The sequence below is a fragment of the Halobacteriovorax sp. DA5 genome, from assembly GCF_002903145.1.
Taxonomy (GTDB): Bacteria; Bdellovibrionota; Bacteriovoracia; order Bacteriovoracales; family Bacteriovoracaceae; genus Halobacteriovorax_A.
The window spans coordinates 599,227-621,452 of the sequence record NZ_PPDJ01000001.1 but is presented as its reverse complement, the minus strand read 5'-3'; the positions used below and the strand labels follow the sequence as shown (position 1 = coordinate 621,452).

Below are 22,226 nucleotides of genomic sequence, written 5' to 3'. Positions count from 1 at the left end.
ATTTCTAAACTTTCGCACAATTATGACATGGAAAACATACTTATTAGCCCTGGTAAATTTAGATTAGACGGTGGTGCCATGTTCGGCATTATTCCAAAACCATTATGGAACAAGGTTCATCCTGCGGATAATGACAACCGCATTGACCTCGACCTAAGACTTTGGATCATCAAGGACCAAGATCGCATCATTATAACAGATACGGGAATTGGCGATTATCACGGTGAAAAGTTTGACGAGCAATTCGATGTACGCCAAGAACACTCTCCTTTAAAGAAGGCACTTGCCGACAAGGGAATTGATTGTGCAGGTGTGACAGACCTTGTGATCTCTCACCTACACTTCGACCATGTTGGTGGGATGGTATATAAAGATGAAAATGGTGAATTTGCACCGGTCTTTCCAAACGCCACGATTCACCTTCACAAAGACCACTGGGAATATGCACTTAATCCAACGTTAAGAGATAGTGGCTCATTTCATAAGCAATACTTTAAAGAAACAATTGAAAGGTTTGATAAAGCTGGACGTGTTCACTGGCTCACTGGAAAAGAAGGTGAAATTTTAAAATTAAGTAATGATAGCCTTCGTTTTAAGTGCTCTTATGGCCATACTCCTCACCTTATACACCCATATACAAATGAATATATCTATCTTGCCGATCTAATCCCAACATCAAATCACGTTCACGTGCCTTGGGTTATGGGCTATGACATTGCTCCTGGGCAGACGACTGTTGATAAGATTGAATTTCTAAAGATGATTGTAGAAAAAGATCTTCGCGTAATTTTTGAACATGACCCTAAATACGCCAGTGCAAAGATTACGCAAAATGAGCGCGGAAAGTATATTCCAGTAGACTTAGAGTAGCTTTTGAATTTCTGCTTGAATATCATTCTTTGAAGACTGAAAAATCACGCGGTCATCATCCATAAACTTTCTTAGGTAGAGACGCTTTTTCTTATTTAGCATTCCATAGCGAGACAGCTTATCAGTAAGCTTCACACTCCAAGCACTTATATCTTTACCCAAAGAGTGTATTTCATTTTCAAGTTTCCTCTCTTCACTAGAAAGTCTTGCATCATTAAGATCATAATTCGATAAAATAATACTCTGTAACAAAGGTGCAATATTCTTTGCATATCGTTGCTTAAATTCTTTATGGGCCAACCATCCACTAACCTGACTAAGAGAAAGACGATAGTGAATAGACATCGAAGAAATGAGGGCCTCTAGTGTTCTAAGCTTTTCATTAATTGCAGCAATATTCTTTTTTGAAGCAACAGTCTTCTTTTTCTCAACTTTTGTAATTTGTGCAATATATTTTTCACGTGTTTCAGGAACAAGGAATACTTTCTTTTCTAAAACTTCACGGTTTGAACCAGTCCCAAATTTACTCTTAATATTATCCAATAGTCCAAGATAATCGTAAATGAAAGTTACTGCATAAGAACCAGGTATGAAGTTTTGTCCTTCCTCTAATGTTAGATCCTTAAACTCAATAATTCCGCCTTCTCCAATATTATGGGCCTTTACGAGAACATCCCCACGATGTAGCTCATCTGGTTTTCGATGAAGAATGAGCTCAACACTTACTCTCCTTTTAAATGGAAGCTTTATATAAAGAGCAGACATATCCTTATTAACAATTAAATGTACATCATTTGCACTAACAGGCTTCTTAAATTCATTTAGTGCACTAATAGAGATATTTTTTAACTCAACTTCTTTCACTTTAGGGCCTGCGGCCATGTAGAAACTGATAACCACAACAACTGTGATGATAAAACTTGCAATAACTGTTGTATAAATTGGAAACTTACTAGGTAACTTAATGTCTGCTGCGACATCAAGTTTCTCGCTACTATCTTCTAACTCACGTTCAAAATCGTCCTCATCTTCAATCTCTTCCTCTAAAGGAGGTGGAGTATCATCCTCATTGTAGTCATCAAAGAACTTTGCTTCGTGTATAGGAATCTCAGGAAGATCATGATCTTCATCTAAAACCTTAGACTCATAATAAGATTGGGCCTCATTACGGGCAACTTGAATGACTGCAAAGACAGGCTTCCAATTCTTGGCCCCTTTGCGCCAGCAAAGTTGATAGGATTTAATTAGACCTTTATCATAAAAGTCGATAATATCTTGAGCGTTGAATGGTCCCTTATTTTTGCCGGACTGATTAATATACCAATTTTTTTGCATAGTTATACTTTAAAGGAAGTTACATGGGCTGGAAAGAAATAGATGACAATCTTAACAAAAGAAAATCACAATCTATTGCCACTCGCTTTAAAATTGATGACTTTAATTCACAGCAAGCTCTTCTACTAAGTGAGAACGACCTTGGTGTTGTGAGAAACGGTGGCCGCCGCGGCGCCTCTCACGGGCCAAAAGTAATCCTTTCTCAGCTAAAAAAATTTGCCGATCATAATAGCCTCAGTGAGCTTGGAATAATAAGTATCGCCAACCAAGGACAGTTGGACTTTGATAAAATGCAGGCCCAATCAATCGAGAAAATAAAGAAGATAAAAGCAAAGAAATTAGTTCACCTTGGTGGAGGACACGACCATGTCTATCCTCTTGCCATGGGTGTTGCACTAAAGAATCCACTTCTAATCAATATTGATGCCCACCTTGATACAAGAAGTGATGATGTCTATCATTCAGGGACTCCATTTCGCCAAGTGGCCAATCAGAAAGAAGTCAAAATTTTGCAAATTGGAATTCATCAATATGCAAACGTGCCTCAAAATTATGAAGGTATGAAGATGGATATTATCGATACGAAAAAGCTCAAAGAGTTATCTCTTACTTTTAGCGACACTAGCTTTATGAAAGAGATCTACGAAAAACATGATGGTGATATTCTCTTTAGTATCGATGCAGACGCTATTGCAGCTAGTGATATGCAAAGTGTGAGCGCTGTAAATCACGACGGAATCCCTCTTGAGTTTTTAAGAAAGCTTGTTTCTCAATATAAAGAGTATACAGCGAGTAAAAAACAGATTTTAGGAATTTACGAATACAATCCGTTATTTGACGAGTTATCGGCAAAGGACGCACGCGCCCTCGCCTCACTCATTTATGATTTCTTAGTTTGATCTTAATTGGATAGTTTTCTTCAAGTCAGTTTGTGGGTCATTAATTTTAATGACCTTCTTTGAAATATCCCATTTTGGATTATCAACTTTTTTAGATCCTTCTTGAGCTTTATATTCCCAAGGGTAGTCTCCAATAAATTGATTTTTCTTCTTATCAAAGATGACTGCGTAGTAAATATCTATTAACTGGAAAGTACCCGCTGAACCTGCGTAATAAATTATCAATTCATAATTATCACCAACAGACTTAGTCTCAGTAACTTTACTTTTTCCAGTACGTTTTGTGATTTTTGCCTTAAGTGTTTTCGAATCTTTTTTCTTAAGCCAGAAGTCACCTTTAATATTTACAATTGACCAGTCACTAACACCAGCGCTAACAATTGTTTGAAATAGAAATGTTGTAATTAATAGTATCTTTTTCATTATGACCTAAACGGTTTCTTTACAGTCCAATGCCAATCGTCGCCATCAACGATCTTTCCATCTGTATCGATTGGTTTATAAAAAATATGGCGTTGTCTTTTCCAACTTTTCGCAATCTTCTTACGATCACTTGCATTGTTTTCATTATACATTGGGTTTGGCTGTCTTAGAAGATTTCCATCAACTTGAACATTTAACTCCCAATTATCTTGATTTGCTCTAAAGTTATCTCCCCAAGCATCATTTGTTGGAAGCATCCAGTTTGCATGGTAATGGTAAACATGATCAACATCTGGCTTCGGCTTAAAATTGGCCGTTCCAAATTTCATATAAGCATCAATGGCCGTATCAAACTCTTGATTTCGACCAGGAAGCATCATTTGTCTCCAATTATCTTCATTATGGTTATACATCGAGAATTGCCATGGATCTAAAGCAATATCGAGAGCAGTCGTACTACCTTCTTTACCAGCACGAGATGCATCTTCATTCGAGTTACGAACACGATTATCAATAACCTTCATGATCATCATCATTTCTTCAGGGTGTCTTTCACCACCATTGATATCACGAACAAGGATTCCAGCTTCACCTTGAGCAGTAAAGATCATAGCGGCAAAGTGCTGCTCTTCCGGTCTTAAATAACGGTAGAGGTTTTTAAATATTTGCCCACGATTTTTTAAAGAACCCTGACGTGTAATTGAGTTTTGGATACTCCTAATACATTGTCCAAGCTTTGACTTAGTATTGCTATCGCTTGAAGTTAATGAATTACGGTTTTCTAAGACCTCGCAACCGGCCTTCCACTTTTGATTACTTGTAATGATATTCTTAGGCTCTTCAAAAATTTCGCCAACATAAACAGGACGGTTTTCAGATAAAATATCACTACCTTCACAAGGCTCAATTGGAGGATTCCCTACTTCATCAATAGTACGGTTTAAGCGGATATAGTTATAGGCCGTTGCCATATCAAGGGCCTCTTTAAGATATCGTTTCGTTACATGATAAGTCTTATCTTGCTCAACTCCGTCGACTTCAAGTTTAATTCGATAGGCCCAATTATTTTGACCAACAATACGAACCTTTATACTCTTATCACTTCCTCTCTTTGGGGCATCAATTCGGTGGGAGTAACCTGTTTCAGGATCAAGAATATCAAATGAACGGACAACATCGAATTGAACATCCGTCACTCCTTCGTAATTCTCATCTGTTACAAGAGCATAAGTGCTTGAAATTGCGACTATGCTTAAAAATAAAATCAACTTTTTCATCAACTTCCCCATAAGTTTAACGCGACAATAGTTATTGTAACACGTTGCGAAGATATTAATGAAATATGGGCGAAATCTGCTTGTTTATACAAATTTCGCTACCAATTTTTTAAGGCATAATTCTCTGGAGATCTTTCTTATCAGTTAATCCGTACTTCAAAAAGTAGACTAAATCGCTTTTTTGCGAGTCATTGATACGAATCAATTGATCTTTAAGGATCATGTCTGCTGCATCTTTCTTTTTAAAGAGCATATATTGATTTGTTTCAACAAAGAGATTCTTTCCAAAATTCTTCTTAAAAGTGCTTAGTAACCAAGAGCTGTCATACTGATCAATTGCCGTAACACCTGTTCGGTAATGTTCAACAACTTCCTCAAGGCTCCCATATGCGCCCGAATGAAAGTAAGGAGCGGTTAATGCAATATTTCTTAAAGGTGGAACTCTAAATTTATAGCGATCACTTTCTCGCTTGGTTACAAGAAATCGCCCTTCATCATTTCTTCTCGGATCATTCTTACCTGGCCCTATCTGCGGCGAAGCTACTGCTGCAAACATATTCGCACCAAGAAGTGTCCCTGTATGACATCCGATACAGCTTCCAGTTTCAAAGAATACAACTGCACCTCTTTTAGCCTTTTGATTAAGAGCAAAGCGGTTGCCATTTAAGTACTCATCCCACGCCGTTTCATATACTGCAAATTCATGTGTTTCAAAATGAGCAATAGCCTGACCAAAGTGGCCAATATTAAGTTCAGCCTTTGGAGTCCTTGGATAGGCTTCTTTGAACAACTTTTGATACTTAGGCATCTTTAAAAGTCTTCCCATAACGATCTTCCAAACTGCTTCTTCGTTTACGGCGTTGGCAATGTCATTGCTTCCCTTAACGCCTCTCATTTCTTCATGAGAAGTAATTGGAAAAAGAGCTTGCGCAGCAAGGGCACTTCCAAGATTTTCAGTAATATCCCATCGTTCAGGATAATCACCATTTAAGGCTTCAACTGGAGTTGTGTAAACATCCCAATCTTTACGATAGTGAACTCTTCCATCCCAGAACATAAATTCGATATTCTTATCACCTAAGTTATAAAGAGGTTGTGAATTTCGTGGAATAGCATGGCCTTTAGCAATTAAGCGCTCACCTGCTTGCCACTTTCCACCTTCACCAATTCCAACAGGAAGCTTATCACCACTGCCAAATTCAGGCATATGGCAATCGGCACAGCTAATATTGCGATTTCCAGAAATCTCTTTCTCATTAAAGAGCTCTTTTCCTAATTTAAAAATTTGTGGATTCTTTCCTGTTGGCTTCTCAACGGCCTTCATTGAAAAGCCCTCAATATAGCGCTTTAGCTTAATATCAAGTTGGTCGGCCTGAACTGCAAAAGCGCTCAGTGCCAATGTGAGGATAAATAATGTTTTCATTTTTTGTGTGTCCCAATTGTGTTTGAAAGATAGTAGGAAGCTTTGTTTGCCTCGTCAAACTGTTTCTAAGTTAGTTGAGAAAAGAGGACCTAAGGGAGTATGCTTAAAAAGAGCGCTAACTTCACTTCGTGAAGTGTCGCTGGTTGGGAGTCTGTAATTTGAAAGTCGCTAACTTCACTTCGTGAAGTGTCGCTGGTTTGGGAGTCTGTAATTTGAATGTCGCTAACTTCACTTCGTGAAGTGTCGCTGGTTTGGGAGTCTGTAATTTGAATGTCGCTAACTTCACTTCGTGAAGTGTCGCTGGTTTGGGAGTCTGTAATTTGAATGTCGCTAACTTCACTTCGTGAAGTGTCGCTGGTTTGGGAGTCTGTAATTTGAATGTCGCTAACTTCACTTCGTGAAGTGTCGCTGGTTTGGGAGTCTGTAATTTGAATGTCGCTAACTTCACTTCGTGAAGTGTCGCTGGTTTGGGAGTCTGTAATTTGAATGTCGCTAACTTCACTTCGTGAAGTGTCGCTGGTTTGGGAGTCTGTAATTTGAATGTCGCTAACTTCACTTCGTGAAGTGTCGCTGGTTTGGGAGTCTGTAATTTGAATGTCGCTAACTTCACTTCGTGAAGTGTCGCTGGTTGGGTGGTAATTTGGTAAGGGTGTTTTCTAGATTGCATAGTTGGTTCACCTGACCTCCCATACTGGTCGGTCGGCGTTGTTCAGCGTCATTTTGCCATCGTGGCAAATGCCGCTTCCAAAAAAAAAGCCGGATCACTGATCCGGCTTCTTAAAGAGAGACATTTTTGACGGAGTGAAAAAATCCTTTCTTCTGCTCCAACACACACACGTTTATATATAAGCAAGGCCCGTGCCAACTTTTCAAAACCACTGACGCAGCGAAAAGGCATTAATAGTACGTAGTTTCATAAAAAGGCGATGTCATATTTATGACTGACACACATTGTCTTTGTGTTATTAAATTGACTTCACTGACTTCAAGAAACGAGACAATTTCATCATCCCAATATCACAAGCTTCAGTTTCATCTTCTGCGTTAAAAACTTGATCCACGTGTTTGAAAATCTTTTTTGTTTCTTTATAGACGATTGCAATATCTGCATTGAATCCACGAGATGTTTTATTAACTTCAATTTGACCAATGAGATTGTCATTATTTTGTAAAGTTACATAAAAATCTTTCGGATAATCATTTTGTTTCATATACTTGATGTATCTAATTCAAAGGAGAAAGACAATGAAATTTATTATTGCTGGGCTCCTCTTTTCTAGTATGACATTTGCAAACTGTTTCGAAGTTAGTAACGCAAATACGAAGATAAAGTGGGAAGCATACAAGACTGCAAAAAAAGTTGGTGTAAAAGGTGAATTTAAAAAATTCGACATCAAGACAACGAAGAAACAAGGTTCTATTGAGGATCTAATTCGTGGTGCACGTTTTACAATTGACGTAAACTCTGTTCACACAAAAGATGCTTCTCGTGATGCAAAGATTGAGAAATTCTTTTTTCAAGATATGAAAATCTCAGGTGTTGTTAATAAAGTTGATAGCAACTACCTTTATGTAGATATGACTTTAGGTGGAAAAACAATCAAGGTTCCAATGAAATACGATATCGAAGATGGTGAGCTAGAGGCAGAAGGAACAATTGATGTTCTTGATTTTGCTCTAGGAAAAAACCTATCTGCTATCAATAAAGCATGTCTTGCCCTTCACGAAGGGAAAACTTGGAACGATGTTCAAGTTTCAATTGAATCTAAGTTCTCAAAGTGTAAATAATATACTCAATTGTGGGTAAAGAAAGTGAACCTTCACTAACTTCACCCACATCTTTTTGTGATTAATTCAATTAACTATCATACTCCCTCTAAGTTCAGGGTCGAACCCTATTTAAGTAAGCTTGGAGGCATATTTGAAAAAGATAGCAACATTACTACTTTCATTGGTCATTAATATAACCTATGCGCAGGTCAATGAAATCTCAATCGAAGAAGCTTCTTTTCTTGATTCCCTATCAAAGAATTTTAAACTTCTTTATTTAAACTCTACATACGCAGAGATCAATTCAAAAGATAGAGATGGTATTACAATGGATCACCTCTTCTACTTTCGTTTAAACCTATCAAAGAATCAGAATATTCGTTGGGTTCCTGTCTACACTCAATATATAGGACAAGAAGGAAAGAAAACACTTCAAGGAGAATACGCTTACTCATCATTAAGATGGTACGTAAACAATATCCTAACTGAAGATAAGCACGGAATTAACTTAAACTTTCAAAACCGAAATTATATTTTTGATGGTGAAGATCGCAACAGTGGATACGACTCATATCATAGGGCCTATTTCCTATCATCAAAAACAGTCGCTAACGGAAAGCTAACTTTAGAAGCGAATACTTACTTGCAGGTTTACAATAAGAATGGAAGGAATCCTAATGCAAATGCATGGCGTACAATGTTTGGAACTTTTGCTTTTTACAACTTTAATGACAACTGGTCTCTTGGCTTTGGTGGCGAGTGGTATACTGACCACAGAGATGGTGACAGAAAAGCTGGTGACGATCGTTTCGTAGCTTGGCTACCTTATTTAAGATATGCCAAGGGTGATGGATTTGTTGAACTTTATGCAACTTACACTGCGGCCCAATCAGGTGACAATGACCATGCTCTTATCATTGACGACTTTCACAAGCGTGGAACAGTTACATTGGATATCGGTTATTACTTCTTTTAAATCTTAACAGAATCTCAACTTTGCAAGTGGAGTTGTTATTGTTATTTTCATTGAGAACACAAGAACAATATCCTCTCCACTTAATTACAATTGCATAGAGTAATCAGGTCTAGAGAACACACTTCGCGGCAAGGCCCCTGAATCTTGCCGCGATTCCAAAATAAATTTTCTTCTTTTCATTCGGTCAATTAATTGTTACTACAAATAAAATTTAGATATATCTGTAGGGGGATATTGAAATTGATTTGCTAGAACATTCGCTTCTGCTGTGTCGCTATATCTTTTATCCAACTACTATATATAACTTTTCATAGAATCAGGTACGCGAGCCTGACTTCTATTTCTCTAAGTATCTGGCGTGGCACTTGTGCCACGTCTTTTCTTTTCCTAATGTTCAAATCTTAACAGAAACCAAACTTTTCTTTTGAGTCTTTGGTTGGTACTTAACCAGCATAAATAAAACTCGGAGATTATTATGAAACTTGTTATCGCACTTTTTGTTACACTTACAGCATTTGCTAATACTTACCAACTTTCAAACACTGTAGCTTCTGAAGCTAGCTATGACTACAAAGCTCTAGAAACAATTACACTTACTGATGTTGAGCATCTAAACTCAGACATCTTTGCTAGAACTGTTACTTTTAGAGCAGTACTTAACGGTGAACTAAAGTCATTCACTGGAAAGATCGTTGAGCGCGAAGTTACTGGTTCAGACTACCTATACAAAGTTCAAGGTTCACTAGACAGAGATGTTATTGCTAATGGTTACGGTTGTGACGAATTTGAAGCATTCAACTATGTTTTCGATGCGCAGCTTGAAGTTAACTTTGAAGCGAAATACAGAGAAGTAAAAATCACAAAAGTTTCATTACTTAGAGAGTACAACTACGATATCTGCCACGATAGAACAGAAACTACTCTTACTCCATACATCCTAAAATAATTCAATACTTCTAAGCGACACTTCGGTGTCGCTTTTTTTTTGCGATGGGAGCCACAGCGATGGACGAAGTCCTAGCAGCGACGAGCGAAGCTCTAGCAAAAGCGATGGGCGCAGCCCGAGCCACCGGCAAAGCCGCAAAACAAATTTTGAAATGATATTTAATTCTTTAAGGCTTGCTTCGGATGCTAGCGTAAGACGAGGGAAGGCGTAGTTTGCTACGCCGACCGAAGTCAGGCGCAGCAGACGGAGTGAGACCTAAAGAATTAAAAGAAGCCACCGCCCCAAGGGCCGCCCTTCTTGCGAGGCTTTTTCTTCTTGCCACCAAATCCAGGAAGATTAGGCATTCCACCTCCCCCCATTCCTGGCATACCAGGCATCCCCGGCATCGCTCCACCTTTCATCATTTGAGAAAGGCCACCCATCATCTGCTCCATCTGCTTGAACTTAGCGATAAAGTCACGAACCTGTGCTTCTGTATTTCCAGAACCACGAGCAATACGCTTGATGTGAGAATCCTTCATGATCTTATAATTGTCGCGTTCCTTTTTTGTCATCGAGTTGATGATAACGCGCATTCTTTTCATTTCATTTTCAGCAGGTGTTAAATCCCCTACTTGCTTAAGCATGCCCCCCATTCCAGGGATCATCTTCATGATTGATGCCATTGAACCTAAGTTCTTCATCATATCCATTTGTTTCATGAAGTCGTTTACAGAGAACTTTCCTTTCTCTAAACGTTTCATCATGCCTTCAGCATCATCTTTGTCTATTGCAGCTTCTGCTTTTTCAACAAGAGTTAGAACATCTCCCATATCAAGAATTCGTCCAGCAAGACGATCCGGATGAAAGAGTTCAAGGTCTTTCATTTTCTCACCTGTAGAGATGAACTTGATTGGAACTCCGGTTACGTGCTTGATTGAAAGTGCGGCACCACCACGAGCATCAGAGTCCATTTTTGAAAGAACGACACCAGTAAGCCCTACAGCTTCGTGGAAGCTCTTTGCAACGTTTACGGCCTCTTGACCAGTCATTGCATCTGCAACCATAAGAACTTCAGGATTAAGTCCCTCAAGGCTTTGACGAACTTCTTTGATTTGTCCCATTAGCTCTTCATCAACGTGAAGACGTCCGGCCGTATCAATGATAACAATTTCTTTACCGTGCTCTTTTGCATAGGCCATTGCCTCTGCTGCAATATCTTTCGGATGCTTTCCAAGATCAGAATCGAACCAGTCCATATTCATTGACTTAGCAAGAGTAATTAGCTGATCTTTAGCGGCAGGTCTGAAAGTATCGGCAGGAACAAGAAGAACGTTCTTCTTTTCTTTCTTTGTTAGGAAAAGTGAAAGCTTACCAGAGAATGTTGTCTTACCTTGACCATTTAGACCAACAACTAGAATTGGAGTAATACCGCCTTCAACAAAGTTAAGCTCAGTATTTGTGTCTCCCATCGTTTTTGCAAGTTCATCGTGAACGATTTTAATGAACTGTTCTTCAGGATTAACACCTATGATAACTTTCTCACCAAGAGCTTCTTCTTTAACGTTGTTAATGAAATTCTTTACAACCTTAAAGTTAACATCAGCTTCTAGCAGTGCAGTCTTTACAAGTTTTAGAGTATCCTCAATATTGCTTTCAGTAATCTTTCCCTTACCCGAGATATTCTTAAACGCTTCTGAAAACTTATCACTTAAATTATCAAACATTCTTGTCGTCCTTATTTTATTTTATTCAAAATTATATCTAAACATTCACTTGGGTGCGTGGCCCAGTAGTCAGCACTATGCTCACCAAAGCCATCTTTAGTTATCCCACTCTCCCATAGAGCGCCAATTGATTCAACCCCAAAGCCCTTTGCTCCTTGAGTATCCGTGTAGCTATCACCAATCATAAGAATCTTATTCTTTGGCATATCTTCAAGCATCTCACTTAACCCCTGCGGGTGTGGCTTAGGAGTCGTATCATCAAGACATCGTAACTCTAAAAAATGCTGAAGGACATTTTGGTCGTCTAAAATTCTTAACGTTGATCTGCGATCACGTGCCGTCCAAACATAGAGTTGAAATTCGTGATCAAGAAGATCTAAAATTAGTCTCTTCATTCCATCAAAGAGTTTGTAGTTATTGCTCTGCTTTGCCGTCACTTCTTTCCAAGTCGTCATGAGCTTGTTTCTTTGTAGTTCAGAGTTCACAGGATCAAGACCAAACTGATTTGCTGTGTAAACAAGATCTGGCCCATATTTTGAACGGGCCTCTTCGATCGTGACATCACGATTTAAAATAATCGTCATCATCTCGGCCACAGCGCAGATTACGGCCTCTTTAGATGAAACTAAAGTACCGTCGCAATCAAAAACAATATATCCTCTTGGATTTTCAAAAAACATTAGTAATTATTTCCAAATTATTGAAATATGTTGACCTAATTCTAGCTACTTGCTAAATAAACGCATGGCCAATAATCGCACTTTTTCACCATCTCTTCAAGCTAAGATTGACACTCTAATGGCACGTCGCCCAAAGGTCAAACTTGGTAATATTTCATTTGATTCACCACTTCTACTTGCTCCAATGAGTAGTATTTGCACAGCTCCATATCGTTTATTGATGGAAGAGCTAGGATGTGGTGGGACAGTAAGTGAATTGGTGAGCTGTCACGGGATTAACTACAAGAATGAAAAGACGGTGAAAATGCTTGAGATTCACCCACAAGAGAAGAATATTGGTCTGCAGCTATTTGGTGAAGATGGAACGGCCATGGCCGAAGCCGCAAAAGTGGCCGAAGAAAGACAGCCGAAATTTATCGATATCAATATGGGTTGTCCTGTTCGTAAAGTTGTCACAAAAGGCGGAGGATCTGCTCTTTTAAAAGATACTTCTAAGCTTGGAAAATTCTTCAACCAAATGAAGAATGCAATCGAAGTACCTTTAACAATTAAGATTAGAACTGGTTGGGATGAGAATTCAATTAATGCTGGGGAAGTTATTCATATTGCAAAAGAAGAAGGTGTTGAATTCGTTGCTATCCACGGTAGAACAAGAACTCAGGCCTATAAAGGATTAGCAAATTGGGATCTTTTAGAAAGTATTGCTGAAACATCTCCCCTGCCAATTATTGGAAACGGAGATCTTCACTCGGCCCCTATGACAAAGCAGCGCCTAATGGCAACTCGCTGTCAGGCACTGATGCTTGGACGTGGACCTCTTAGAAATCCATTTATTTTTCTCGAGAGCTTCTTAAACGAAGATGATGATATTACATTCACACCAAGTGACTATCTTGAAGTTATCGAAAGATTCCGTGAATACATGGAAGAGTACACTGATCGAGAAAGAACTGTTCTTATCACACTTAGAAAGAATATCGTTTGGATGGCCGCAGGCTTTCCAAATGTAACTCACTTTAGAAATGTCATGTTCCAAACACCTGATATCGAAGAAACGATGAAGGTAACTCGCGAATATTTCGATGCCATAAAAAATGATCACAAGAAATTGGATCTAACTCAAGCCTTCATGGCCGGTGGACACGGCTAAGACTCCGAAATCACTTCTCATACTAAAGTTTTCCACTTGAAATGTCGAAGAGGCGTTAGTGGAGATAGTGTAAATTACTTTATACTTAAGTTAAGAGATGAAGAGACTTTTTAAAAATATTTTCAATACAGTGCTTATCGGTACATTGGCCTTCAATGCGATGGCCTCTGATATGTGTACAGATCTTGAAAATGAAATCTCTGCCATCCATGAAAAACAAGATCAAATGAAAAAAGATGATAAGGCGGACTCTCCAACACTTATCGAACTCAAAAAAATTCGCGATGCTCAAATGGCACAAGTCGTGGCCTTGAGATCATTAAAGAAAATTCGTAATGAATACCTAAGCTTTAAAAAAGAAGCCGAGGTACTTGATGTCGCTAAACTCTTTGATACTAATACTGCACAGGCGCTAAAAGAGCTTGAAACACACACTCAAGCTGTGACAAAGTATGCAGTCATTCACTCGACTGTATCGGCCTTAGCAAAGAAGCAAGCTGCAAGTATCGCTGAGAATAACAAAGAAGAAAATGCTTTCGTAAAACTCTTTAATCATCTTAAAGATGGAAATGGGAAAGATCTCTACTCTTATGTTAAATCTGCGTGTCGTGGCAGAGATGCAAGCGTACAAAAAGAATGCGAGGTCTTCAATGATTTCACAGGAAACTTTGAGATGGATCAAGGCTATGAAGATATGGCCAAGGATACAATCAATAACTATGGTGTAATCTTACAAAAAATTTATGCTGGAAGTGCAACAGAAGATGATGCAAACAATTTCCTAGAAGCTCACCTAGAGGCCCTAAAGGACGATACTGTTAATGTTGCATTAACAACGACAAAAGAAGGAACTCCTTCTATAAAAATCAACACTTCGGGCAATAGCTTAAATTTACTTTCGCACAACGATCAATTAAAGCATTACTACGAAAATACAATTTTAAAATTATACGAAGACACTTTTGATCATAACGAAGATCCAAATATCTTTAATACTGAAAAAGGTTCTTATGCTTCCTTCTACTTAGATAGTGGTATCTCTGATCAGTCATTTAGTGACTTATCTTCAGCACTGACAAGTCTAAAGAGCTGTCGAGTGAAAATTAAAGAGTGTGACGCGAGTAAAGACTTAGAAAAAATAAAAACTGCTATCAATGACTCTAGAGCGGCCATTGGTAATTACAATACACTTGATAGCATTTCACTCTACCCTAGCGAGGAAGAGAAGAAGGCCGACGAAAAAAGAAGAGATGATCTTAAGAATAAAATTCATTCATTCTTAAAAGATGCTAATGATAAAGTATCTGCCTTAAACAAAACAAGTAAGAGTAATCATAACTTTGGTGAAATTTTAGCAGATAATCTTGCAGAGCTTTGCCCTGGAACTCCGGGTGGTTCGACGACAGATATTTTATATGGCTGTGTTGAAAGTGAATTAAATGACGAAGCTTTAAGTCAAAAGATAAAAGAGCGTGAAGAAGCGCTGGGTGACGTTGAGAAGCAGATTGCAGCAGTTTTCACAACAAGACCAATGAAGGACTTAGAAGTTCTAAAGGCCCTTAACTTAAAAACTTATAAGCTAAACTGTAGTGGCTTTAAAGAAGCTAATATCTCTTGTATGCCAGCTCTTGAAACGGGTAATGAAGGTATTTCGATTCTCACAAAACTAAGTGATGGTATCGATGATAAGATTATTACAGAGGATTACTCTCGCTACTTTTATGGTGAGCGAGAGCCTAATGATTTTCGCATGACTGATCGCTACCTACTAGATTACTGCCATGAAAAGAAAAACAAGCGCTGTAATGGAGCTGTTGTCGAAAATGGTGCAAGTGGAAATGATGAGGATAGCCGTGGCGACGAGTTTGATTATGCCTGTCGAGCTCTTCATGTTCGAACGTGTAACTTAAAAACAAAATCATTTGCCGATAGTAGTGTTGAACTTAAAAGTAATGAGTACTTCGACTGGGACCCTGTCTCAGAACGAATGGTCAAGCGCCAGCACAGAAAGAGCTTCTGGCCTCAAGTTGCGATGTATGCTGCTCAGAATTCGTATGCCTTCATTGGGCCAATGATCTCTACTCAGCAATTAAGGGCCCAACTTCCTGGATACATTTACACGGGCCGAGTTCAACAGCAACAACTCGCCTATCAACAACAGTACTATGATTGGTACATGGAAAAGCTTGATCTCTCTAATCAGAGAATGTTTAGTGGAAGCTATAATCCTTTCTATAGCTCTTACGACTTCTACGCCAATTATGGCTATGGATTTTAGAATCTGCTAAAACACACAAAAATTTGTCGTCTCATTCAGTTCGCTCCCTTACCAAAGTGCTAAAAATACTCCTTATTTCAATAAGTTATCGATAAGTAGGTATTTCTTACCTTTTCTTTAATATCAACAGGTTAATATAAAGAAAGGCATCGAATTTCACGAAAAGTAAATGGGTAGGAAAATGTAAACCAATGAAATTTAAAGTAAGTTTACTCACATTCATAAGCACATTGATGCTCCTTACTTCATGTATGGAAGCGGCCAACAATCGCCGCTCTAATCTAGATTCAAACGACTCAGAACAAGAGTCATCAGATTATATTATCGAAAATCCTACGAATCCTTCTTGGTACGCCAAAGGTCAGTATGTCGATGGTGCTCTAACACTAAATTCCAGCGACACAGGAAGTATTTATCTTGTTGGTGGCATTGTTAATAATTACATTGTTTCACAAGATAAAAAGAATTCAGTGTTCTGTTTAGTTGGTTCTATTAATACTGCTAGCTCTACAGGAGTGGATAAGAAGTCACAAGTTAGATTAATGGCCACGCCAATTAAATCAAGTAAATCACAAGAAACAAGCTTAAGAATTAATGTTGCCAATGCTGGTGATAATGCTGCTTTTTGTGGTGGAGATAATATCGTAAGCTACACAAGCTCTGGATCTTCAGTGCTAGTTGACGCAAACGAGGCCGCTTACAGCCTTGCTACAATTTGCCCAGAATGTTCAACAAGTTTTACAACTATTGCACTCACTCTTCATGAGTCGGTAGCAGGTGTTCTAAAGCACTCACCTGTTCCAAGTACTTCAGTTAGCCTGTCGAATCTTTCTGTCACAATCAATGTTAATGGCTCATCAACAACACCTGGTGGTAGTTGTACAAATACTTCATGTCAGCAACAAGGCTATAACTGTTGTCTAAACGGACAATGTGTAATCGACGGTGAAGTTAGACCTGAAACAGATCAAAATAGTTCAGAATATAAAACAGCTCTTGCTGAAATCTTAGAAGATGCAAATAGTTTTAAAAATTATCCAGAACTCTTCTATGTCTGTCCTATCAACGTTAATCCGGGAGAGGATGACGATGATTCAAACGATGGCGATCCAATTGATGATGCAAATCAACAGCTATTAAAAGATATCGAAGATTACAAATGTCTTCTTGGCCAGCTCGATAGCTGTGATCCAAATCTTGATAGTGTGCGTGTGAAAGTATGGCAAAAATGTGGTTGTTCATTTGAGCCAACGTATATTGGTGGAGAACTTCAACTAGACTCTCGCTGTATTGACTACGGCCTAAAAGCTGAAAAGGACGCCAATGGTAATATTTTAAATATTCAATGTGATATTCCAGTAATTGAAAATGAAGACAGGCCATTTCAAAACCTATCAGTTTTAGTTTCTGGAAAGAGTGCTCCTCACCGCTTCTTCTCTCTAGCGGGAACTCCTTATGATGATTTATCAGAGATTCCAGAGGGAACAAATCAAGAAGGCGATACATTCTACTATCTTGATGATGCAAACAAGGCAGGCCCTTTAGAAACGTCATATAATATGAACGCTGTTATTGGTCAGATGACACTTGATCTTCAACAAGCACAACCGGCCAAGGCCTTAGATGTCGAAGTTGATAAAGTTTATATTGTCTCGGTAACAAGTGGTTACGCTACTCCTTGCCCTTACTGTCAACAAGATGCTTGGCAAAAGGTATTTAGTTCACAGCCAGAGACAGCAAAAGGCTATGGGTTAACTTGGCGAGGGTATACAACTGATCGTGCCCAAATCGGCAGTAATACAACTTACGGAAATTATGAAGATACAATTTTTGGACGTGCTTGTTGGGTCCCTCCGACAATGCTACCGAGTTCACACATAAGCTATGCAGATGCAGGTGTGCAAAGAAGAAACCGTCTAGAAACTCAAGCGGCAATGTATGTAAACGGTTACCAAAGAGATTGGTATGGTTTTAATCAAGGTGCCCTTATTGGTTCATTTGATGGAGTATCTTGGTTCTCTGTTGGAGCAGGAAGACGTGTACGTTCGACAACACAAAAACTATTCTTAGCAATTAATGCTCCTTTTGCGGATCTTGCTCAAAACACAAATTATACAGTTTCTGTTGTCGAAGATCTTGGTGGTCAAACGGCAGCAGATTATGACTGGGACTTCTCAAAAGATCCTTCGGCCGCAGGTCAAGGGTACGGGGCAAGTTGCCAGTATATGCATGCTTGTAATGTTGATAGCGATTGTGTTGCAAAACTTGGATGGGAATATGCCTGTGCTCAGGTAACAGATGTGAAAACCAATTGGCCAAAATTTGATATTGATGCATTTGAAAGAAATAACTACTCAAGAGAAGGAGTTTCACTCTCTTCTATTTTAAATACAAATATTAGTAGTGGTCAAAATAAGAGATGTGTTTACCGCGGGGCCGGTTCACTTTGTAAATTAAGCCCGACAACAAATGTTAAAAAGACAACACACTCAAAACTTTTAACTTGTGCTCCAAACTTCTACTGTGCGGCCCTGGACTCTGCAAGTTTTTCAAAAGAACTAATTCGCTCACCTAATGAGCCGACAGCAATCCTTTACGGACAAGCTGCAAGTATTCTTGGACGACCAATCTCTTATAGTAACCGCGGCGAAGAGCTGCCGACAAATATTCAACAAGCAATTGCTGCAAACCTTTCAATATATGCAGCTACTGGTACCTATGGGCCAGGAGATGTGGGCCTTTGTGTTCCAGGGCGCTCAACAGATACAACTAATGGATTTGAAAGTCGTCACGAGTCTGAAGATAATAAGAATCGTACTGATTATATTTCTCAAATAGCTTCTTGTAATGAAGATGCTACAGGCTTTAATCGTACCCGTTCATGTCCAGTATTCGACACAGACGGAAACTATGTGACTGTAGAAGATGCTACAATCAATGTTCCATCAGTATTACAAAATATGTGTTCAGCGGCTTCTGTTGATACAGATGAAACATCATCTTTCAAATCAATTGAAGCTGGTTTAATTAAAGATATCCTTCAGCTTCAAACGGAAACACTCGCGGCCAACGCCTGTATTAGAAGAGCGGGAGCTGTTTGTCATACTAACTTAGACTGTGGTCCAAACCGCCTTCATGCTGATGTGGCAAGAGGACTCTCTCCTTCTAGCTTTGGTGATACAATCGCTGAACAAAAGTACTGGGAAGAAGAACTCGTTTGTGGCCAAAGTCAACAAGAGCCTCTTTTAAATACGATTCTTGCGGGTAGTTACTATAACTATGATATGGGTCAAAACCGTTGTTGTCGTGAAATTTCAAAAGACTTCACGATGTACACACAAGTCGAGACAAATACATCATTTCCTGGTTATGACTCACAAAATGAGGTTCTTAATACGAGAACAACATCAAATGTATCTCCTGATGCAACAGGACGCTACTCTCGTTACTCAGCATCTGAGACATTTAATACAAGCTCAATTGAGATGAAAGTAGAACCGGGAGTTCTTCCAGATAATGGTCAGGCCCTTATTATTAATGAAACAGGACGCTCAAATTGCTGTGGTGGTGGTTTCATTAGAAAGTTTGAAGATGGAACAAATAACTGGACAGCTGGTGGACGCCTAAACCTTTCACCAACAAAGCTAGCGTGCCTTAACTATTCAATGAAGTCATGGCGTGAAGAGCTTCAACCTCTTTACCGTAATAACTGGCTAATGGAATACTCTTTCATGAGTGCTATTGGTGGTTACCGTACTTATAATGGAGAAGTAGGACAACCATTTGTTTGGCTAAGACCAGGTGATCCTATTGGAAGTATTCAGGCAAATATTAATGCTGACTCTGCGGCAGTACCTGAAAATATTAATACAACTTCACCTATTGATGGCCGTATTAGCTTCTACCCTGCCGATGAAGAAGGAACTCTATTTAATACGAAGATAGCATTTGGACTTTACCAGAATACTGGTTTTAATGACACATTCAATGCCCCGTATTCGCCAGTGGTTGTTAAACCGGCAGGATTCAATAACCCTATTGCCCCAGCACTTGGAGCTGATGATCTTGAGCAACAAACGCTTGCGATTTACATCCCTGACTATGTTAATGGTGCATCGATTAACGATGTTATCCTTAACTATATTACTGATCCAGATGCGACGGACTTTTCAGACCTTTCAACACACGATGAAGCAGCAATGACAGAAGTTGTCTGCCCAAGTGTAGCAGGTGCCGAACTAGCACTGGCCTCAATTAGTCAGCCGGCATACTGTACTGTTACTGAAAATAACTTAAGATACATGTTCTTTAGAATTAATAATGATCTTCTGTCTGCTCCGACACCAATGCAAATTGGATGGGTATCATTTAGATACAATTTCCCTGCGAGTGCTTTTGGGACAATTCCAGGAGGACAAAAATACTACGAAAGTATCTTCGAAAGATATGAGTTACTAGGTGTTCCACAAGTTACTTATGAGGCCATTCGTTGTAATGATGAGAAGGCCAATCCTGCGGCCCACACTTCAAATGAAGGACGACTAGTTGAAGGTATCTATAATGAAGTAAGTGATCCGTTCTTTACTGATCCAGATAGAATTCCTGCAACAGATCCAAATATTGGAACAGCTGATGCAATTGATAATCAAGTATATTACAAAACAGATGGTTCAACGATTGCCCTACCTCAGATTTTTGCGGCCAACGACTTTAAGTGTTGTTCAAAGCTAGGGACAAACGTTACAGACCCAGGCTCAATGTGTTGTTCAGGCTTTGGTGTCTTAAATGAAGATAATACTTATGAGTGTCGTCTACCTAGTGGGACAAATATTAACACTTATCTAAACTTATTTATCTCATCTGAAGGTATCGTAACAGAAAGTGCGGATATGTCACTTGATCCAGAAAAGCATTATGATCTAAGAACAGGATTTCCACTTGTTGAGGGTGCCAATGGTGATCAAGTAAAATCTAAACTAAATCAAATTGGTAACCGCTTCTGTCAACTTGGAAAAGTAAGAACAGGTAGCGCCTTTGATAATTACTATCCTCAACCGGCGGCCGGCTACTTTACTGAAGACACTCAGTTAAAAGGTTATAACTCAATTGTCGACTCAATGGATGACTTAACTGCTGATGACGCTAACTACTCAAGCTTTATTAAAGGTTTCCGTTGGAATCATCACTTCTATTGTGAATAAGTTTCATACACTGTTCATTTAATAGACAGTAGTTTCTTCAAACACAACGAAAATTCAATATCTTGCCCCTTCTGTTTTTTGGCACACCTATTGCTTTATACATAGTATCTAAACTTAAGAAATGAAAAACCAAATGGGGAAACTATGAAAAAGCAAAATCTATCAACACTGATTAAAGTTGCCATCTTCACTGGATTAATTCCACTTTCTGCTTATGCAAATATTTGTACTATTGTAGAAAGGAAGTTTGAAAGAAAAGGTTTTGAGAAGATTAGTGACTTCGATAAAGACTTTCAAGAAAGATACAATAAATACAAGGATAGATGTGATCTAGAAAAATATAAGATTGCTGAAGAGAAGTTTCAAAAGAAACAAACAAATATCGAAAAAGATGAAAAGAAGCATGCTGACTTCATTAAAGACCGTGAGTCAATTGAGCTTTCAACAGAAGATCTTAGAGACTACTATGATAACTCACCTATTATCGCATACCGTGCATCACTGAAATATAAAGTATTCGAAGGTAATAAAGAAATCTATCTTCAAAAAGTTTCTGATGCTGATGCCATTTGCCAGAATATCCTTGGTGACAAGAAAGCTAAAGCAAAAAGTGCACTTGTTTCTATCGCTGAAAAAGAGCATATGGGTCAAGTTCAAACACCTCAGGATGTAAGTGATCAGCTAGAATCAAGATTTGATGGCGCTGGCTCATCTGCCGCATTTAAGATCACAAAAAGAGGTATCTTTGATCTTGGAGACAATGTTGAATCAGGAACAGTTACAGAAGACTTTGAAACATCAAGAAAAGAGCGTATGGAGTTCAATGCTGATCTAAGAGTTCTACAGGCCAATGGAAGCATCTCAACATTTGCAAGTGATATTAGAGCACTAGAGTTTACTAAAATTGAGTGTGTTAATAATCCTGTAAACGACAAAGATACTTTAGAAGACATTAAGACAAAGACGACAATTGAAACAAGAGTAAACTCTGCAAAAGTTGATAGCGATGAAGATGAGCAAAAAGTAGTTGTAAAATTTGAAGCACAAGAAAAACAAAACTTTATGGCCCAAAAAGGTAATAGTGATCGTGTTAATCCAAATCAACCAACGATCAACGATATCAGAAGAGGCGAAACTACAGAAAAGTATACAGTAGATGATCAGATTGACTTTATCCTAGGTGGATCAGTTAACTCAAGATCACAATAATAAATACCCCTCCCCCCTTTAAAGGCCCGCATCATGCGGGCTTTTTTGTTTTGAGAAATATTCCAATTCCATATACAATTTAG

17 protein-coding genes are annotated in these 22,226 nt (G+C 38.7%); 9 read left to right on the top strand and 8 right to left on the bottom strand.

The genetic code is table 11. The features are described 5' to 3' along the window. Nucleotides 1-27 precede the first annotated feature (27 nt). Complete coding sequence (locus tag C0Z22_RS03075) at nt 28-870, top strand: MBL fold metallo-hydrolase (protein WP_103216867.1); 843 nt, start codon at nt 28-30, stop codon at nt 868-870. On the opposite strand, the gene C0Z22_RS03070 is transcribed toward C0Z22_RS03075, so the two are convergent. Then, complete coding sequence (locus tag C0Z22_RS03070) at nt 862-2,205, bottom strand: DUF4339 domain-containing protein (protein ID WP_103216866.1); 1,344 nt, start codon at nt 2,203-2,205, stop codon at nt 862-864. The genes C0Z22_RS03075 and C0Z22_RS03070 overlap by 9 nt on opposite strands. A 23-nt stretch (nt 2,206-2,228) precedes the next feature. Between C0Z22_RS03070 and C0Z22_RS03065 the strand changes: the two genes are divergently transcribed. After that, nucleotides 2,229-3,104, top strand: coding sequence for an arginase family protein (locus C0Z22_RS03065; RefSeq protein WP_103216865.1), 876 nt, complete (start codon nt 2,229-2,231; stop codon nt 3,102-3,104). On the opposite strand, the gene C0Z22_RS03060 is transcribed toward C0Z22_RS03065, so the two are convergent. The 5 genes from C0Z22_RS03060 to C0Z22_RS03040 all read right to left on the bottom strand — a co-directional run bounded on the left by C0Z22_RS03060 (nt 3,096) and on the right by C0Z22_RS03040 (nt 7,438). After that, nucleotides 3,096-3,527 carry a hypothetical protein gene (locus C0Z22_RS03060; RefSeq protein ID WP_103216864.1) on the bottom strand — a complete coding sequence of 144 codons (432 nt, stop codon included), beginning with the start codon at nt 3,525-3,527 and terminating at the stop codon, nt 3,096-3,098. The two genes, C0Z22_RS03065 and C0Z22_RS03060, sit on opposite strands and share 9 nt — an antisense overlap. After that, the gene (locus tag C0Z22_RS03055) at nt 3,527-4,804 is read right to left on the bottom strand and encodes a hypothetical protein (RefSeq protein ID WP_103216863.1); all 1,278 of its coding nucleotides are present in this window, start codon (nt 4,802-4,804) and stop codon (nt 3,527-3,529) included. Before C0Z22_RS03055 ends, C0Z22_RS03060 begins: the two co-directional genes overlap by 1 nt. A gap of 109 nt (nt 4,805-4,913) precedes the next feature. Next, the gene (locus C0Z22_RS03050; protein WP_103216862.1) at nt 4,914-6,227 is read right to left on the bottom strand and encodes a cytochrome-c peroxidase; all 1,314 of its coding nucleotides are present in this window, start codon (nt 6,225-6,227) and stop codon (nt 4,914-4,916) included. Between the two features lie 121 nt (nt 6,228-6,348). Then, nucleotides 6,349-6,894, bottom strand: coding sequence for a hypothetical protein (locus tag C0Z22_RS03045; protein WP_103216861.1), 546 nt, complete (start codon nt 6,892-6,894; stop codon nt 6,349-6,351). A gap of 298 nt (nt 6,895-7,192) precedes the next feature. Continuing rightward, nucleotides 7,193-7,438, bottom strand: coding sequence for a hypothetical protein (locus C0Z22_RS03040; RefSeq protein WP_021266900.1), 246 nt, complete (start codon nt 7,436-7,438; stop codon nt 7,193-7,195). A 34-nt stretch (nt 7,439-7,472) separates the two neighbouring features. Between C0Z22_RS03040 and C0Z22_RS03035 the strand changes: the two genes are divergently transcribed. The 3 genes from C0Z22_RS03035 to C0Z22_RS03025 all read left to right on the top strand — a co-directional run bounded on the left by C0Z22_RS03035 (nt 7,473) and on the right by C0Z22_RS03025 (nt 9,919). After that, on the top strand, nt 7,473-8,015 hold the full coding sequence (locus C0Z22_RS03035; RefSeq protein ID WP_158246784.1) for a YceI family protein: 543 nt from the start codon (nt 7,473-7,475) through the stop codon (nt 8,013-8,015). A gap of 133 nt (nt 8,016-8,148) precedes the next feature. After that, the gene (locus C0Z22_RS03030) at nt 8,149-8,973 is read left to right on the top strand and encodes a hypothetical protein (RefSeq protein WP_103216859.1); all 825 of its coding nucleotides are present in this window, start codon (nt 8,149-8,151) and stop codon (nt 8,971-8,973) included. A gap of 475 nt (nt 8,974-9,448) precedes the next feature. Continuing rightward, nucleotides 9,449-9,919 carry a hypothetical protein gene (locus tag C0Z22_RS03025; protein WP_103216858.1) on the top strand — a complete coding sequence of 157 codons (471 nt, stop codon included), beginning with the start codon at nt 9,449-9,451 and terminating at the stop codon, nt 9,917-9,919. A 263-nt stretch (nt 9,920-10,182) separates the two neighbouring features. On the opposite strand, the gene ffh is transcribed toward C0Z22_RS03025, so the two are convergent. Together ffh and C0Z22_RS03015 are read right to left on the bottom strand one after the other, a co-directional pair. Next, entirely contained in the window at nt 10,183-11,625 is a 1,443-nt protein-coding gene (ffh, locus tag C0Z22_RS03020; RefSeq protein WP_103216857.1) for a signal recognition particle protein, read from the bottom strand. A gap of 11 nt (nt 11,626-11,636) precedes the next feature. Continuing rightward, a complete protein-coding gene (locus C0Z22_RS03015; RefSeq protein ID WP_103216856.1) occupies nt 11,637-12,305 on the bottom strand; it encodes an HAD family hydrolase in 669 nt (222 codons plus the stop codon). A 64-nt stretch (nt 12,306-12,369) separates the two neighbouring features. Between C0Z22_RS03015 and C0Z22_RS03010 the strand changes: the two genes are divergently transcribed. The 4 genes from C0Z22_RS03010 to C0Z22_RS02995 all read left to right on the top strand — a co-directional run bounded on the left by C0Z22_RS03010 (nt 12,370) and on the right by C0Z22_RS02995 (nt 22,143). Beyond that, entirely contained in the window at nt 12,370-13,455 is a 1,086-nt protein-coding gene (locus C0Z22_RS03010) for a tRNA-dihydrouridine synthase (protein WP_103216855.1), read from the top strand. Between the two features lie 97 nt (nt 13,456-13,552). Next, nucleotides 13,553-15,733: a hypothetical protein gene (locus tag C0Z22_RS03005; protein WP_103216854.1), complete on the top strand. Its 2,181-nt coding sequence runs from the start codon at nt 13,553-13,555 to the stop codon at nt 15,731-15,733. A 191-nt stretch (nt 15,734-15,924) separates the two neighbouring features. Further along, the gene (locus tag C0Z22_RS03000; protein ID WP_146037769.1) at nt 15,925-20,934 is read left to right on the top strand and encodes a hypothetical protein; all 5,010 of its coding nucleotides are present in this window, start codon (nt 15,925-15,927) and stop codon (nt 20,932-20,934) included. 144 nt (nt 20,935-21,078) lie between these two features. Then, nucleotides 21,079-22,143, top strand: a complete 1,065-nt coding sequence (locus C0Z22_RS02995) for a hypothetical protein (RefSeq protein WP_103216852.1) — start codon at nt 21,079-21,081, stop codon at nt 22,141-22,143. Nucleotides 22,144-22,226 lie beyond the last annotated feature (83 nt).

Coding starts and splice junctions, on each gene's coding strand:
- C0Z22_RS03075 (WP_103216867.1), top strand. CDS start 28: ATGGAAAACATACTTATTAGCCCTGGTAAATTTAGATTAGACGGTGGT.
- C0Z22_RS03070 (WP_103216866.1), bottom strand. CDS start 2,205: ATGCAAAAAAATTGGTATATTAATCAGTCCGGCAAAAATAAGGGACCA.
- C0Z22_RS03065 (WP_103216865.1), top strand. CDS start 2,229: ATGGGCTGGAAAGAAATAGATGACAATCTTAACAAAAGAAAATCACAA.
- C0Z22_RS03060 (WP_103216864.1), bottom strand. CDS start 3,527: ATGAAAAAGATACTATTAATTACAACATTTCTATTTCAAACAATTGTT.
- C0Z22_RS03055 (WP_103216863.1), bottom strand. CDS start 4,804: ATGAAAAAGTTGATTTTATTTTTAAGCATAGTCGCAATTTCAAGCACT.
- C0Z22_RS03050 (WP_103216862.1), bottom strand. CDS start 6,227: ATGAAAACATTATTTATCCTCACATTGGCACTGAGCGCTTTTGCAGTT.
- C0Z22_RS03045 (WP_103216861.1), bottom strand. CDS start 6,894: ATGCAATCTAGAAAACACCCTTACCAAATTACCACCCAACCAGCGACA.
- C0Z22_RS03040 (WP_021266900.1), bottom strand. CDS start 7,438: ATGAAACAAAATGATTATCCGAAAGATTTTTATGTAACTTTACAAAAT.
- C0Z22_RS03035 (WP_158246784.1), top strand. CDS start 7,473: ATGAAATTTATTATTGCTGGGCTCCTCTTTTCTAGTATGACATTTGCA.
- C0Z22_RS03025 (WP_103216858.1), top strand. CDS start 9,449: ATGAAACTTGTTATCGCACTTTTTGTTACACTTACAGCATTTGCTAAT.
- ffh (WP_103216857.1), bottom strand. CDS start 11,625: ATGTTTGATAATTTAAGTGATAAGTTTTCAGAAGCGTTTAAGAATATC.
- C0Z22_RS03015 (WP_103216856.1), bottom strand. CDS start 12,305: ATGTTTTTTGAAAATCCAAGAGGATATATTGTTTTTGATTGCGACGGT.
- C0Z22_RS03010 (WP_103216855.1), top strand. CDS start 12,370: ATGGCCAATAATCGCACTTTTTCACCATCTCTTCAAGCTAAGATTGAC.
- C0Z22_RS03005 (WP_103216854.1), top strand. CDS start 13,553: ATGAAGAGACTTTTTAAAAATATTTTCAATACAGTGCTTATCGGTACA.
- C0Z22_RS03000 (WP_146037769.1), top strand. CDS start 15,925: ATGAAATTTAAAGTAAGTTTACTCACATTCATAAGCACATTGATGCTC.
- C0Z22_RS02995 (WP_103216852.1), top strand. CDS start 21,079: ATGAAAAAGCAAAATCTATCAACACTGATTAAAGTTGCCATCTTCACT.